This is a genomic window from Bacillus sp. 22446, from assembly GCF_052044955.1.
Classification (GTDB): Bacteria; Bacillota; Bacilli; order Bacillales; family Bacillaceae; genus Bacillus; species Bacillus altitudinis.
Genome location: NZ_JBQEOD010000011.1, coordinates 89,105 through 102,649, shown reverse-complemented (window position 1 = coordinate 102,649; position 13,545 = coordinate 89,105). Strand labels below are relative to the sequence as shown.

Here is a 13,545-nt window from a genome sequence, read left to right as displayed (position 1 = left end):
AAAATGAATTAATCTAGAACATGAAGACAGTATGCAAAAGAGTTTCTGCTATTAAATTAGTAGAAAAAAAGGTTGCTGGGTCTCGAATTCTGTATATTATTTTGTAATGAAATGATAATATATATATAGGATTTAGGGAGGATGTACTAATAGAAGAAAAATTTGAAAATCGAATAGGTGTATTCTATTTTATAAAAAAGTGCATTAAAAGAAGATCAAGAAATTGAAAGTAAGAACGAGGAAGTAATGTCCCTCCTAAATATAAAAGAAAATAACATAATGAAAAATTTTGTGGAGAGTGAATGAATGTTTAAGGATGAAAAAACTTTCGATAGTGAAAAGAGTGTAAAGTATGTATTTAGAAAATCTTTCAAAGAAACAGATGCGCTTGTCATTGTCTTTTCTGCATTCCAAAAAATTGGTTCACCACCTAGCTATAACTATGTTCGAACGATAGAAGAGTTTGATTGCAATAAATTGTTCATATTAGATGATTTCGGGGCAAGGGCTTCTTATTATTTGTGTGAAAATAGGGACTTTTCGATTGAACGCTCGGTAATAAAATTGATCAAGAAAATCATCGGAGAAAATGACATAAAGACAGTCATATCTGCTGGATCTAGCAAAGGTGGATACGCTGCAATGTATTATGGAATAAAATACGGATTCGATTATATAATTTCTGCTTCTCCGCAATATTTACTAGGTGACTATTTACTAGAACAAACGAGAACGAACGAAGTTGTAAAATTTATGGCCGGGAATGACTTAGAGGGAGATCATATTTTTTTAAACACGATAATGAAAAATATGATAATCAAAACTCACAACAAGCCAAATATTTTGATACATTTAGGTAAAGGCGAAATGCATTATCAAAAACATGTACTGCCTTTAACGAAAGATCTAGATGATGCTGGATTACAATATAATCTCGACCTAGGAGATTATGATAAACATAGTGATGTAGCAAAGGCATTTCCACCAATATTAAAGGGGAAAATAAGGGAATATATAGGATACCCAAGTCTGGATATTGAGATTCAAAGAAACAATGTTGATGGTAGTTATAAATTTATTGCAAAAACAGAGACTGATAATAAAGTTGCTTGGTATGTCTATCAAAACAATAAAAAGATAGATGCAAAAAACTATTCACTAGACAAATTTTATGATTTAAAGACAACAAATCATGGGGAATACAAAGTTAAGGCATTTGCACAAAATGAGAAAGGGCTAAAGGTATCTTTATTTTCCGAGCCAATCATTATTCAAATGGAACAAACTATTCAGTCGTAATTAGTTAAAGGAAGACAAAATCATTGCATGAAAAAAGGACAGAGCCGAAGCTCTGTCCTTTTTCTATTAAGATGATACTTTGTTTCGTGTGCGCTTGCGCTGGTAGTAATAAAGGATACCGCCTGAGGCGAGCATGAGTAAGCCAATCAATACCGCTGTATACATCATCGTTGCCGTATTCGGCAGTGTGCCGCCTGGTAAGCCGCTTCCATCCTGACTTGGATCCGAACCGCCTGGAGCAGAAGTTCCACCGTCTCCGCCATTTTGGTCTGGACTTGTTCCAGCAGCTTCACTTTGATTGAGTACGGTGTATTCACTAAAGTGCTCCGTTTTACCTGAGACAATCCCGTTTTCGAATGAACCGTTACTTGTTTTGGCATAGCGGTTTTTCTCACGATCGACATAATAGACACCTGGTTTTTTCGCTTTTTCAGGCGCATCTAATGTAAAGAACAGTGTGACGGGATCTTTAAAGGTAGACACATTTTTCTGATCTTGTTTGATTTGGAAATCGTAAGTGTCGGTTAATGCGTTTTTCACCTTATTTGTTTTTGCCATCGATATATCTGCATGTTGCTCTGACAAATTGGAGAGCGGTAATGCTAGACCGACTTTGTCATGATAGATGGTGACGTTTGGATCTTGCTCTCGTTTCTTCAGTTCAGCTACCTGCCCTTTTGATAGAGACAATTGAACCTTTTTCGCTTCGGTTGCTTTGTCTAAATAGAGCAATGCTTTGTTCGTATGCTGCACATACGTTTGGAATTTCTCATCATCTTGAATGTCATAGGCGCCTTTTCCTTTCAAGCGAGGAAGGAATACTTCTTTCACTCGATGGTCGATGACTGGAGAAATATGACCGTCTGCCTGTTCAATTTGCTCTTTGAAAATTTCATAGTCAACATAGCCTAAGTCTTCACCATGAGACGCTTCTGTAAAGACGCTGTAGCCATCACCGCCTGTGCCGACAAATGCATTAGTCGCCACGCGGTATGTTTTCTGATCATCAATGTCAGTCAGATTGCCCTTTTGATCTTTCAATTTGACATCAATCAGTCTGCTGCCAGCTGGTTTACTCAGTGTAAACGTATATTCAATACCGGCTACATGAGGGAATGCGCCTCCGCCTTCTTCAATGCCTGAAAGACCTTGTTCAAGCGCTTTTTTAATTTGACTGCCTTTTAAATCTGCGACATATAGTGTGTTTCCAAAAGGCATCACGGTTAAAATATCCCCTAATGTGATATCTCCTTTTTCAATGCTGCCTCGAATACCGCCGCCGTTTGTAATGGCAAGGTCAGCCCCAGCAGATTCTTGTGCTTTCTTTAACATGCCATCTGCAATAAAGTTTCCAAGGTTCGTTTCCTTTGCACGGACGTGTTCACGTTGTCCATCTAAAAAGACATCTGACGTCCCGACTTTTTCGGTTTTTAAATCTTGGATATCTGCTTTGTACTGATCAAGAATCGCTTTTGCGTCCGCATCTTCTTTCACAGAGTCGTCGATCGTGATGAGGTCAAAAGTAGATTCTTTTGGCTGTACAACGCCTTTTTTGTCAAAGGCCACGTCTACTTTTCCTAAAAATTGTCCGTAGTCTTTTACTTGCGCAACAATCGTAGGTTCTTTTTTATTGATGACCTTTAATTTTTCAACAAGGGTGTGGGTGTGACCGCCAATGATGAGATCAATGCCATCTACTTTTTGAGCCAGTTCTAGATCACGGTTATAGCCAATATGTGTAAGCGCAATAATTTTATTAATTTTTTCCTCAGTTTGAATGGTATTGACTGTTTCTTTTGCTTTTTTGTATGCATCTTGAAATTGAATGTTTGGACCACTGCTGGATGTAATGGCTGTGTCTTCAGTGGTTAGACCGAATACAGCGACCTTTTCACCATTTACGTCAAGTAGAATGTAAGGGTAAATGCCAGCTTCTTTTTTCTCACCAGCTTTAAATGTTGCTGGTTTTTTCACTAAATCGCTTAACTGTTTTTCCTTAGAGACATTCACGTTTGATGACACGATCGGGAAGTTCGGTTTTTCAAACTGGTGACGGTTTTGAGCATCTACGCTGGATGCATCACCTGTCAGGAATTGACGAAGGACAGATGGACCTTTGTCAAATTCATGATTCCCAAACGTCATGGCATCGTATTTCATTAAGTTCATCAGTTTCAGATCGGCAAGTCCTTGCCATTTTGTGAAATAGAGATCACCAGAGAAGACATCTCCAGCGTCTAATAAAATATTGTTTTCGCTTTGGGCGCGAACTTCTTTGATCTTAGTTGCGCGTCTTGCTGCATCATCCAGATGGGCATGTGTATCGTTTGTATGCATCACCGTTAAATGCCAATTGTCTGTTGCAGGTGGTTCTGTTGTACCATCATCTTTAAACGCTAGCTTGTACACGCCAAGTCCGTCTGTGCTGGCATTTCGAATAAAGTCGACGCTGTTTGATTTCTCTGCGAACGGTTTTGCAAGTAGAGAAGATTCAAAGGTGACTGTTGCGCCTTTTACTGGTGCAATGGACCAGTTTTGATCTGCGCTTGGGTTAATGGTTTTTTGTTCAATAATATAATCCATCAGCACTTGGCGGTTCTCATCTGCTGAGGCAAGCACCACTTTATCTTGTGTGAGGTGCGGGAAGCCTCCGCCGCCAGATGCACGGTAGTTGTTTGTCACGATTAAAAATTCTTGATTGTCAGAAACGGGTTTTCCGTTGTAAGACAAGTTTTTGATGCGGTTCGCATTAGCGTTAACAAGTGTGCCTGTTGTGCTGTATTTAGCAGGCTGTGTGACATCTACTTGGTACGTCACACCATCGATCACATCAAAATTATATGAGCGGTATTCTTCGTTTAAAATAGGCTGTTCATTTGAAGTATTTGGTTTGATTTGGTTAAACTGACCAGCAGACATTTCAAGCCAGTCTTTTACTTCACTGCCTTTTAGTTTTACAATCTGTACGGTGTTATCGTAAAGATAGAGATCGCCGATGTTTTTAATCGCTAAATCACCTTTTGCGATATTTGTATAATAGTTCACACCGTTGCGTCCACCGGCTTTAAATGGCGCACCCGCAGAGAGAATCGGCAAGTTTTTGTACGAAGTATCTTTCATTTTTTCTTGTGCATACCATTTCTGGGCATCTGTCACGATTTGAATAGAAGGGTCATCCATCACTTGAGCGAAAAAGCTGTTAATGTCTGCTTCTGTTTTTCCAACTGGCTTTCTGACGTAATCCAGGGTGTTTTGGTGAGTTGTTTGAATGGCATCTTTCACTGTACTGTTTTGAGATGTCACCCCGGCAACGGATTCGATTTTGCCTGTTCCGTCTGTGACTTTCCATTTGCTGCCGTCTGGTTCTAGTGTTAAATCAATGACTCCGAGGTAGCTTCCCCAGTTTTTTGACATGACGACAGGAATGCCATTAATGGTTCCCTTTGCGACATCAAATTTGTCAACGCCGCTATATTCAGCGCTTGGGAATGTGCCATGCTGGTGGCCAGACACAATCGCATCAATGCCTTTTGTTTTTGTGGCAAGGTCAAAGATCATATTTTCTGATCCTTTAGGTGAAGCTGTTTTTTCAATTCCTGTATGAGCAAGAGCGACGATGACATCTGCGCCTTTTGCTTTCATTTCTGGAATGGTTTCATTGGCAGACTCCACAATATCTTGCACTTGAACTTGTCCATCTAAATGTTTCTTATCCCACGTCATAATTTGTGGTGGTACGAATCCTATGTAACCGACTTTCACAGTTTGGGAGGCTCCGTTTGCATCTTTAAAGGTTTTATCCTGAATGACATAAGGAGTAAATCGGTGTTCTCCGTTTAACTTTTTGACGTTCGCATTGACAATCGGGAAGTTGGCGCCCGCAATGGTACCGTCAAGAAAAGATAAACCGTAGTTAAATTCATGATTGCCGAGTGTACCTGCATCATATTTTAATTTGTTGAGTGTATGAATAATGGGGTGAACCTTTGTTTGATTGATGATGCTGTCTTTTTCATTTTTATAAACGTATTCTCCAAGAGGGGTTCCTTGAATCAGGTCTCCGTTATCAACAAGGAGTGTATTAGGATTTTGTGAACGGTGCTTGTCAATCAGCTCGGCTGTTTTTGCCAAACCGAATTCATTTGTTTCTTTGTCGCTGTAATAATCGTAATTCATCATGTTCGCATGAACATCCGTTGTGGCTAAGATACTGACCTTTACGGCGCTGCCGCTTTCTGTTTCTGCATGAGTAGGTACTGCTGGGAGAATGAGACTAATCAACATCATGGAAGTGAGCAGAATAGACAGGTTTTTCCTTCGTTTAGACCTATGTGCTTGCTTCTTCACCTGATCTCCGCCTTTCTAATTTTTTTGACCACAATACCTATTGTAGAAATGTTTCGTTAACTTTTGTAGTTATTTTTTGCAGATTATTGTAAAGATAACATAAATCATACGAATTACCTTGTTGAGGGAATGTGAATGAGTCTAAATGCTTATTTTTCTGAAAGAGGGTTTTCTCATAGGGATAGGATGTTTGATTTCAATTGGCGGGGGTATAGTGTGTAGTGTAAACGATAATCAAGCAGGAGGGTTTCTACATGGGTAAGAAAATTGCAGTTGTCTTAACAGATTACTTTGAGGATGTTGAATTCACCGAGCCTGCAAAAGCCTTTAAAGACGCAGGCCATGAGATCACAGTAATTGAAAACGAAAAAGGAAAAACAGTGAAAGGAAAGCAAGGAGAGGCAGAAGTAAGAGTCGATGCATCTATCGATAACGTGAAACCAGAAGACTTCGATGCACTTCTGATTCCTGGCGGCTTCTCACCAGACATTCTGCGTGCGGATGAACGCTACGTGCAATTCACTAAAGCCTTTATGGACGAGAAAAAACCAGTATTTGCGATCTGTCATGGACCGCAATTGCTTATTACAGCGAAGACGCTGGAAGGAAGAGGCGCGACCGGCTATACATCCATTCAAGTAGATATGGAAAACGCAGGCGCCAAATTCAAAGATGAAGAAGTCGTCGTTTGTCAGGATCAGCTTGTCACAAGCCGTACACCTGATGACATTCCAGCATTTAACCGTGAATCATTAAAACTGCTCGCCAAATAAGTAGTTTTGACAGGATAAACAAAGCCAGCACCTTGCGAGGTGCTGGCTTTTTCTGTGCATGGATGTAAGAAAGCGGCGTCAACCGCAATTCAGTATCAGGTGCACGATTATTTTCTTAAGCTTTTCAGCTCGCTTGCAATGGCTTGCATTTCACTTGGGCTGAATGAAGATTTTTTCATCACCATTTGGTGAAGAAATTCAATATCTTCATACTTATCTGGACTGAAGTCTTCGGCTTTGATGACTCCAATATTCAGCATATTGAGCTTTTGCGAAATGTCTTCAATCAGCTGATTGACTTCAGCCGCTTTTTGCTGTGACAAGGGCGGCACGTCCTTTCCTGCATGTGTCGAATAATATGTCTATTTTAACAGAAAAGCAAAAGAATAAAAGGGCTATTATGACGACACTGAAATGTTTTTTTCCTTTTTCTCCTCTTTGATCTTATCAATGATTCGTTTGGATTCAAACACCACAACACCTGATAAACCGATGAGTCCAATTAAGTTTGGAATGGCCATCAGTCCATTGAGCATATCTGCTACGCCCCAGACGAAGTCATTCTTAAACACGGCACCGAAAAAGACAGCTATCACAAACACGATGCGATAATACATGACGTACGAATCCTTCGCCAAATATGTAAAGCATTTCTCTCCATAATAGGACCAGCCAATGATGGTTGAATAGGCAAACAGGAGCAGCCCGATTGCCACGATGGTTGAGCCAGCTGGACCGAGGAAGTGAGCAAAGGATAACGAAGTCAGCGCATCACTTTTTTCTGTTAAATACATATCTGCCATGACAATCGTAATGCCAGTGATAGAACATACTATGATGGTATCAATAAACACTTGCGTCATAGAGACGAGAGCTTGACGGGCAGGCATATCCGTTTTCGCAGCTGCAGCAGCAATTGGTGCTGATCCAAGACCAGCTTCATTGGAAAAGACGCCTCGTGCGACACCCCAGCGAATAACGGTTCCAATCGCACCACCTGCCACGGCTTGACCTGTAAAGGCATCTGAGAAAATAAGACTGACAGCACCAGGAACAAGATCAGCATTCATGACAAGAATGATGAGCCCGCAAATGACGTAAAATAAAGCCATGACTGGTACAAAAATAGATGTCACTCGGCCGATACTTTTGATTCCGCCTAAAATCACGAGTGCCGTAAAGGCGGTAATGATGATACCTGTTACCCATGTTGGAATTTGAAAAGTAGAATTCATGACGCCTGAGATGGAATTAGACTGTACCAGGTTGCCGATCCCAAAGGCAGCACTGGCACCGAAAACAGCAAATAGCACCCCTAGCCATTTCTGTTTTAAGCCATGCTCTAAATAATACATAGGTCCGCCAGACATTTCGCCTTTTTCGTTTTTGACCCTGTATTTTACAGCCAGAACAGCTTCTGCAAACTTGGTGGCCATCCCGAAAAATGCAGCAAACCACATCCAAAATACTGCACCAGGACCACCTGCAATGACAGCTGAGGCAACACCGACGATATTCCCTGTACCGACAGTTGCAGCAAGAGCCGTCATTAATGCTTGGAAATGGGAGATATCTCCCTCTGATGTTTTGTCTTGTTTTGAAAAAGCGAGCTTTAAAGAATAAGGAAGTAATCTAATTTGAATGAAGAGGATCCGAAAGGTGAGGTAGATTCCAGTACCAACAATTAAAATTAATAGGGGAGGCCCCCACAAAAAATTGTTCATCGTCGTGACAAATTGCTCAATGATTCCCATCTAATGTCCCCCTTTGTTTGTGTAATTCTCCTAAAGTTTCTCCTTTTTTTGTGTATTTTGTCAATGCCGATGGGAGTTTTTCTTGCAAAGTTTCCAAAAGAAAAAGGGCTTGATATGATAGAGAAAAGGTTTTCCAAAGGGACTCTTAGGGAAAAGATAGGAGGAGAATGAAGGATGATTCATGTATTATTTGTATGCCTCGGCAATATTTGCAGGTCACCGATGGCAGAGGCGATGTTTAGAAAACGAGTCGAAGACGAAGGGCTGAGTGAACACTTTGTGATTGATTCAGCAGGCATTGGCGGCTGGCATCAAGGCAGTCCTCCGCATGAAGGAACACGAAAGCTGCTTGATGAAAAGGGCATCAGCTATGAAGGAATGACGGCAAGACAAATCATGGATAAGGATATCACCACATACGACTATATCATTGCGATGGATGCTGAAAATGTAGGCGCCCTCCGCAGTTTAGCCGGCTATGGAAAACATCACTTTATTGGCCGTCTTCTTGACTTTGTAGAAGACGACGATCGAGACGATGTGCCAGATCCTTATTACACTGGGAACTTTGAGGAAGTACATGATTTAATTGAAACAGGAATTGATCGTTTTTTGACGTATGTAAAAAAAGAGAAACACCTTTAACTGAAAGGAGATCAGATGAGATGGAAGAGAACAAACAAATCGTGCTTCGGGGAGCTGTTATAGGCGCAGCCTGCGGCATATTGCTGACATTATTTCATCGTCCAACAAGAACTGCACTGAAAGAAAAATGGAATGACTGCCAGCAAAAGCTGGATGAATACCGCCTGGAGCCTGGCAAGATGTCTGCTTGCGTGAAGGAAAAAATGGAAGAAACGAAGCAATTGATGAGAACGGTCTCAGATGATTTGTCTTTTCTGAATGAACAGGTGAATCAGTTAAAGGAAACAACACCAAAGGTATTAGAGATTATTGAAGAAACAAAGGATCACTTTCAAAAGAAACAGAAAGATTGATCATTGGAGATGAGGCGTATGGGTTTTGTTAAAGCGTTAATTGGACGCTTTTTGCTGCATGAAGGACCGGCAAAATCAGCTGAACTTGCGTATTTCTTTTTGCTTTCATTATTTCCGTTTCTCATCTTCGTGCTGACGCTTGTTGGTTATTTGCCGCTGACATCAAAGGATGTTCTAAGCGTCATTTCTGGTTATGCGCCAGAGGGAGCGCTTTCGATGATTGAATCCATTGCCGAAGAGACGCTGAATAACCGTAACGGCGGATTGTTGTCATTCGGGATTATTGCCGCCCTATGGTCTGCATCCAACGGCATTAATGCGGTGGTCAGAGCATTTAACCACGCTTACGAAGTTGAGGAAAATCGTTCCTTCATTCTCGTACGTTTAACATCGATCATCTTAACCATTGCGATGGTGCTTACGATTATTTTTGCCTTGATGCTGCCTGTCTTTGGAAAAGAGCTTGGCTTATTCGTTGCCAAATTGGTAGGGCAGTCAGATGCGTTTCTCACCATTTGGACAGCCATGAGATGGATTATTAGTCCACTGATTTTACTGATTGTTTTTACATCCCTATATTATTTTGCCCCTAACATCAGGCTGAAATTGAAATTTGTGCTGCCGGGCGCCATATTTGCTTCTGTTGGCTGGATTCTCGTCAGCATGCTGTTCTCATTTTATGTAGGCGAATTTGCCAACTATAGTGCGATGTACGGAAGCATTGGGGGAATCATTATATTAATGATCTGGTTTTATTTAACCGGCATTATGATCATCCTCGGCGGCGAGCTCAATGCGCTTTTACATAAGCGTAAAATCGTACCAGGCAAGGTGTGAAGAAATCCGGGCATCCTAAAGGAGAACGAACATGTTCAATCTTGACGGATGGGGGAATAACGAGTGTCTAAACAATCGAAAAAAGGCGGAAGCAACACAAAACAAAACAAAGGCCATCAGCCAAAGCACAAAACAAGTGGAAGTGCGAATGGGCAAAATGGGTATCACTAGATGAAAAAACTCCTCTGCATAGGTGCAGGGGAGTTTTTAATGATTCAATTTCGTATATAACGCTTCAGGAGAAAAGTTGCATCAGGCTTTGGCTGATAGTTTGGATCGAGCTGAAAGCCTGCTTTCATCGCAACACGTTCACTTCTGACATGCCCAACAGGACAAAAGATTTCAAATCCATCGACTTCAGGAGCAAAGGCATCTGTCATACATTTCACTGTTTTGGTCACAATACCTTGCCCTTGCGCAGCTTCACCAATCCAATACCCAATATTGCCTATCCGATGCTGAAACGTCATGCGGAATACACCGATTAATTGATCGTTTAATACGATACCTGCTTCTATATCTTTTTTTTCAGCATAGGCAGCGCGGGCAGATTGAATAAATGATTGAACATCTTCTATGCGATGACAGTGATTCACCCATGGTAGCCACTCTCCCAAGTGATCTTTATTCTGCTGGATAAGTGCAAATAATGCATCTGCATCGGCTACTTGTAAACATGCCAATTTTAAGTCATCTGAAATGTTAAATGTAAACAAAATAGATCCTCCATTTAGTTACTTTCAACCACTGCCAGCGTCTTCCCAAATCGAACACAACAAAATACAAATAAAATCACAATGCTGACAAGGTAAAGTAAATTCATGCCCTCGAACGTCTGCACAAAGAATCCGCCAAGAACCGGACCGAGAATACTTCCTGCACTAAACGCCATCCCGCACATCAAATTCCCAGCAGGCAGCAGATGCTTTGGCAATAAGTCTGTCATATAACTGATGCCAAGTGAGAAGGTCGAACCTACAGCCATACCTGCGATAAAGAAACAGATCGCAACAGCCAAAACGGACTGAATGAAAATCCCTGCTAAAAGGAAAAAGAATGAACCGACGAGTGTCACAACTAAAATCATTCGTCGTCTGCCGAAACGGTCACTCAGCATCCCGAGTGGAAGCTGAAAAACAATACTCCCAATCGCAAACGCAGGTAAAATAAACGCAACAGCATCTATCGTCACCCCGCTTCTCAATGCATACACAGGGAAATTACTATTGAGCGTCGTCTCTAAAAAGCCATAGCAAAACGGCATCATAAACGCTACCCAGCCAAATTGAAACGCCTTCTTGAAGCGCTTCAAACTATTTGTCTGCTCTGACGTCTGCATTTCACCTGTATCAGGATATGTATTTTTTAAAACAAACACAAGCAGCCAAATACACAAACTAACTGCACCAGACACAATAAACGGCAAGGATGGATTGATTTCAATGAGTGGTGTTAAAAAAGGGCCAGCGGCAAAACCGAGTCCAAAGGATAACCCATACAATGAAATATTTCGCCCGCGATTTCTAGATGATGAGGCGTAGGTTACCCACGTCTGTGTGGAGAAATGAAGCATATGATCACCGATGCCGATCATCAGCCGCAAGAAGAACCAGACGACATAAGATTCAATAAAGACAAAGCTAAACAAACTTAAAAAGACAGCAGCGCCCCCAATGACGATCAATGGTTTAAATCCGAAGCGGCGCAGCGGCGCTTCCATAAAAGGAGACGCAAGCAGCACGCCGAGATATAAGCCGGTGGCATGCAGTCCGTTTAACGTCGGGGAAGTGCCGGCATGTTCGAAAATAATCGAAATCACTGGCAGTAACGCTCCCTGCGAAAAACCAGATACGGATACAAGTAAAATTAAAATCATAAAATGAATTCTCGACATAAGAAGCTCCTTACAAGTTCATGCTTTCATCGTACAATGGAACCATAGGGGTTTCAATAGAAAGGTGGAAAAGGAATGAAGCTGATATACGAAAATGATCGGTGGGTCGCAAATGCTGATCAAAGGCAGCTACATATTTCAGGAAATGAAGAAGCGGGATACAGGCCGTATCAATTGTTCACCTCGGCTATTGCGGGCTGTTTTGGAGAAATGGTCATTCATGTATGCCGGAAAAAACGAATATCCTATCAAGGACTGACCATTACGCCTGAAACGACAAGAGAAGGAACTGTAAACAAAATCACTCATATTCATTTACATATGATCTTTGAAAGCATCAGCACCTCTGATGAACAGCTGGAAAAAGTAATGAAACTTGCGTTGAAGCATTGCTCCATGGTGCAATCCGTGAAAGGAACGATTGATATCACCCTTTCACACGAACGAATCTAAATGTATATGATGCCGGCACTCACGAAAGAATAACAGTCAGATATGATGTAAAGGAGATTGGCTGTATGAATCGTTTGTTTCTTGTGATTGTCGCAATCGGTGTTCCATTATCTGTAATTGGTAGTTTTCTTCATTTTCCGCAGGCTGTCATGTTCGCCGTCTATTGTATCGCCATCATCGGTCTTGCAAGTTATATGGGAAGAGCGACAGAGAGTCTTGCCATTATAGCGGGACCAAGAATTGGTGGGTTATTAAACGCTACTTTTGGAAATGCAGTGGAATTAATCATTTCATTTTTTGCATTAAAACAAGGACTCACCGCCATTGTCCTTGCTTCACTCACTGGCTCAGTGATCGGCAATTTACTGCTCGTGGCTGGATTGTCTTTTTTCGTTGGCGGATTGAAATTTAAACGACAAGAGTTCAATGTCCACGATGCAAGGCATAACTCTGGGCTGCTTATGTTTGCGATTATTGTGGCATTTGTCATTCCAGAAGTCTTTTCCATAGGGATGGCAGAAGATCGTCAATTTGCTTTAAGTATCGGCATTAGCATCGTGATGATTTTGCTTTATGTCGCAGCACTCTATTTCAAACTGGTCAGCCACAGAGGTGTTTATGTTGCCAAGCAGGAAATTACGGAAGGAGAAGCAGCGACGGAAGAAGAAACACCAGAATGGTCTGGGAAGTTTGCCACGGCGATTTTACTCCTTGCGACAATTGCTGTGGCGTATATTTCAGAGCGGCTCGTCCATACATTTGACACAGTCGGAGAACAGTTTGGCTGGAGTGAACTGTTTATCGGGGTCATCATTGTTGCGATTGTCGGTAATGCAGCAGAACACGCATCTGCTGTCATTATGGCGTATAAAAACAAAATGGATGTCGCGGTCGAAATTGCTTTCGGTTCTACGCTTCAAGTCGCCATGATGGTCGCACCGATCCTTGTGATCAGCTCTCTGTTTTTTGAAAAGCAAATGCCACTGATCTTCTCATTACCAGAGCTCATTGCCATGGCATCCTCTGTTTTACTAACGGTCATCCTTTCAAATGATGGGGATACGAACTGGTTTGAAGGTGCTACATTGCTCGCTGCCTATTTCATTATGGCGATTGGATTTTTCCTTTTATAATCTTTTGTGGATAAGGGACGTCTTTCGGGAAAATACTATGGAAAAATGAATGAGAAA

The 13,545-nt window shown here is 41.5% G+C and carries 13 protein-coding genes; 8 read left to right on the top strand and 5 right to left on the bottom strand.

Annotated elements, in window-relative coordinates; genetic code table 11:
- Positions 1-306 precede the first annotated feature (306 nt).
- On the top strand, positions 307-1,299 hold the full coding sequence (locus ACTJJD_RS17320) for a Two component regulator three Y domain-containing protein (protein ID WP_440608700.1): 993 nt from the start codon (positions 307-309) through the stop codon (positions 1,297-1,299).
- 66 nt (positions 1,300-1,365) lie between these two features.
- Here the strand turns inward: ACTJJD_RS17320 and ACTJJD_RS17315 are convergent, their stop codons facing one another.
- On the bottom strand, positions 1,366-5,646 hold the full coding sequence (locus ACTJJD_RS17315) for a multifunctional 2',3'-cyclic-nucleotide 2'-phosphodiesterase/3'-nucleotidase/5'-nucleotidase (RefSeq protein ID WP_440600505.1): 4,281 nt from the start codon (positions 5,644-5,646) through the stop codon (positions 1,366-1,368).
- 254 nt (positions 5,647-5,900) lie between these two features.
- On the opposite strand from ACTJJD_RS17315, the gene ACTJJD_RS17310 reads away from it, so the two are divergent.
- Entirely contained in the window at positions 5,901-6,419 is a 519-nt protein-coding gene (locus ACTJJD_RS17310) for a type 1 glutamine amidotransferase domain-containing protein (RefSeq protein WP_440608699.1), read from the top strand.
- A gap of 107 nt (positions 6,420-6,526) precedes the next feature.
- On the opposite strand, the gene ACTJJD_RS17305 is transcribed toward ACTJJD_RS17310, so the two are convergent.
- Entirely contained in the window at positions 6,527-6,742 is a 216-nt protein-coding gene (locus ACTJJD_RS17305) for a DUF1128 domain-containing protein (protein WP_008341757.1), read from the bottom strand.
- Positions 6,743-6,817: 75 nt separating this feature from the next.
- On the bottom strand, positions 6,818-8,173 hold the full coding sequence (locus tag ACTJJD_RS17300; protein WP_039168032.1) for an alanine/glycine:cation symporter family protein: 1,356 nt from the start codon (positions 8,171-8,173) through the stop codon (positions 6,818-6,820).
- 174 nt (positions 8,174-8,347) lie between these two features.
- Here ACTJJD_RS17300 and ACTJJD_RS17295 point away from each other — a divergent pair, with 174 nt between their 5' ends.
- The 4 genes from ACTJJD_RS17295 to ACTJJD_RS17280 are packed head-to-tail and all read left to right on the top strand — an operon-like array spanning position 8,348 to position 10,183.
- Positions 8,348-8,818: a low molecular weight protein-tyrosine-phosphatase gene (locus ACTJJD_RS17295; protein ID WP_008341755.1), complete on the top strand. Its 471-nt coding sequence runs from the start codon at positions 8,348-8,350 to the stop codon at positions 8,816-8,818.
- 20 nt (positions 8,819-8,838) lie between these two features.
- Positions 8,839-9,171 carry a hypothetical protein gene (locus ACTJJD_RS17290; protein WP_035391343.1) on the top strand — a complete coding sequence of 111 codons (333 nt, stop codon included), beginning with the start codon at positions 8,839-8,841 and terminating at the stop codon, positions 9,169-9,171.
- Positions 9,172-9,189: 18 nt separating this feature from the next.
- On the top strand, positions 9,190-10,008 hold the full coding sequence (locus ACTJJD_RS17285; protein WP_008341753.1) for a YihY/virulence factor BrkB family protein: 819 nt from the start codon (positions 9,190-9,192) through the stop codon (positions 10,006-10,008).
- Positions 10,009-10,039: 31 nt separating this feature from the next.
- On the top strand, positions 10,040-10,183 hold the full coding sequence (locus ACTJJD_RS17280) for a hypothetical protein (protein WP_162484020.1): 144 nt from the start codon (positions 10,040-10,042) through the stop codon (positions 10,181-10,183).
- A 40-nt stretch (positions 10,184-10,223) separates the two neighbouring features.
- On the opposite strand, the gene ACTJJD_RS17275 is transcribed toward ACTJJD_RS17280, so the two are convergent.
- Positions 10,224-10,724 (bottom strand): GNAT family N-acetyltransferase, encoded by a 501-nt coding sequence (locus tag ACTJJD_RS17275; RefSeq protein ID WP_440608698.1) that lies wholly within the window; start codon positions 10,722-10,724, stop codon positions 10,224-10,226.
- Between the two features lie 14 nt (positions 10,725-10,738).
- A complete protein-coding gene (locus ACTJJD_RS17270) occupies positions 10,739-11,902 on the bottom strand; it encodes an MFS transporter (protein WP_008341750.1) in 1,164 nt (387 codons plus the stop codon).
- Between the two features lie 75 nt (positions 11,903-11,977).
- On the opposite strand from ACTJJD_RS17270, the gene ACTJJD_RS17265 reads away from it, so the two are divergent.
- Together ACTJJD_RS17265 and cax are read left to right on the top strand one after the other, a co-directional pair.
- Positions 11,978-12,355, top strand: coding sequence for an OsmC family protein (locus tag ACTJJD_RS17265; protein WP_041090698.1), 378 nt, complete (start codon positions 11,978-11,980; stop codon positions 12,353-12,355).
- Positions 12,356-12,420: 65 nt separating this feature from the next.
- Entirely contained in the window at positions 12,421-13,488 is a 1,068-nt protein-coding gene (gene cax, locus ACTJJD_RS17260) for a calcium/proton exchanger (RefSeq protein ID WP_440600507.1), read from the top strand.
- Positions 13,489-13,545: the final 57 nt, after the last annotated feature.

Bases quoted from the DNA above. Each gene is read 5' to 3' on its own strand.
- ACTJJD_RS17320 (WP_440608700.1), top strand. From the start codon at position 307: ATGTTTAAGGATGAAAAAACTTTCGATAGTGAAAAGAGTGTAAAGTAT.
- ACTJJD_RS17310 (WP_440608699.1), top strand. From the start codon at position 5,901: ATGGGTAAGAAAATTGCAGTTGTCTTAACAGATTACTTTGAGGATGTT.
- ACTJJD_RS17300 (WP_039168032.1), bottom strand. From the start codon at position 8,173: ATGGGAATCATTGAGCAATTTGTCACGACGATGAACAATTTTTTGTGG.
- ACTJJD_RS17295 (WP_008341755.1), top strand. From the start codon at position 8,348: ATGATTCATGTATTATTTGTATGCCTCGGCAATATTTGCAGGTCACCG.
- ACTJJD_RS17290 (WP_035391343.1), top strand. From the start codon at position 8,839: ATGGAAGAGAACAAACAAATCGTGCTTCGGGGAGCTGTTATAGGCGCA.
- ACTJJD_RS17285 (WP_008341753.1), top strand. From the start codon at position 9,190: ATGGGTTTTGTTAAAGCGTTAATTGGACGCTTTTTGCTGCATGAAGGA.
- ACTJJD_RS17280 (WP_162484020.1), top strand. From the start codon at position 10,040: ATGTTCAATCTTGACGGATGGGGGAATAACGAGTGTCTAAACAATCGA.
- ACTJJD_RS17270 (WP_008341750.1), bottom strand. From the start codon at position 11,902: ATGTCGAGAATTCATTTTATGATTTTAATTTTACTTGTATCCGTATCT.
- ACTJJD_RS17265 (WP_041090698.1), top strand. From the start codon at position 11,978: ATGAAGCTGATATACGAAAATGATCGGTGGGTCGCAAATGCTGATCAA.
- cax (WP_440600507.1), top strand. From the start codon at position 12,421: ATGAATCGTTTGTTTCTTGTGATTGTCGCAATCGGTGTTCCATTATCT.